An 892-nucleotide genomic window follows, 5' to 3' on the forward strand; every position below is an offset into this window, starting at 1 on the left:
AGGCGACCAGGAACCGGTGAACCGAGCCGATACGCCTGAAGCCAAGGCGCAGAACCGGCGTGTTGAACTCGTGCTGCCGCGGAGCGAATGATGGCCACGATCCGCAAATTCTTCGGCAACTGGTGGGCGCTGGCGGGGTTGATGCCGCGGTGGCCAGAGTGCCCGTTCCAATGGCACCGCCGGTCGCTGGCGCGGTGGCCGGCGGCGGCGCGCTGCCATCGGCCGGGGCAACGCCGCCGGGATGTTCCAGCGCGTTCAGCCGAAACTCGACATCGCCCTTCAACCGGCGCTGGCCATCGTCGAGCTGACGCAGCTTGTATTCCAGCGCCTCGATCTGGCCGGTCATCGTCTTCATCTGGCCTTCCAGCGCATCGACGCGGGCGGAAAGGTCGGCGATCGGCGTGGTGGCGGGCGCGGCTTCGGGCGCCGGCGGCGGGGCTTCCGCCTGGGCGGGGATTTCCGGTTCGAAATAGCGGGCATTACCGCCGGGGAACACCTTCCTCTGCACGGCGCGCATTTCCGATTCGAGCGTGCCGACCCGGCGATCAAGCTTGCCCACATCAACAGCCTGGGCCGCCAGCGGGGCGGGCGACAGGATGGCGGCGGCAACGACGGCAGTAACCAGGCGGTTCACATCAGGCTCCCAAATCAACGCGGTGCCGGTGTTGCCCCAGCCGGGCTTGCGCTCCGCTGAACGGTCGGCGCGGCTTGCCGTTGATCATCCGGGGCAGGCACCAGCGGACCCGGTGCCGCCGGGGCAGCTGCGGCCGGGGTCTGGGCCGCAAAACGCGCTGCCAGCGCCGGGGCGGTGAGCACCACGCCGTCAACCGTATCGACCGGACCGCCCAGTGGCGGCAGCAGCACGCCGGCCACCCGCACCTCGATCACCCCG

The 892-nt window shown here is 70.1% G+C and carries 1 protein-coding gene and 1 pseudogene; both read right to left on the bottom strand.

What is annotated here, in order from left to right; genetic code table 11:
- A partial coding sequence (locus GJ693_RS16305) for a YbgF trimerization domain-containing protein (protein WP_328598854.1) occupies positions 1-634 on the bottom strand: 634 nt, incomplete at its 3' end.
- A gap of 14 nt (positions 635-648) precedes the next feature.
- A pseudogene (locus GJ693_RS17285) lies at positions 649-892 on the bottom strand (helix-turn-helix domain-containing protein); the annotation flags it as partial.

The sequence above is a fragment of the Sandarakinorhabdus oryzae genome, assembly GCF_009733735.1.
Lineage (GTDB): Bacteria > Pseudomonadota > Alphaproteobacteria > Sphingomonadales > Sphingomonadaceae > Sandarakinorhabdus > Sandarakinorhabdus oryzae.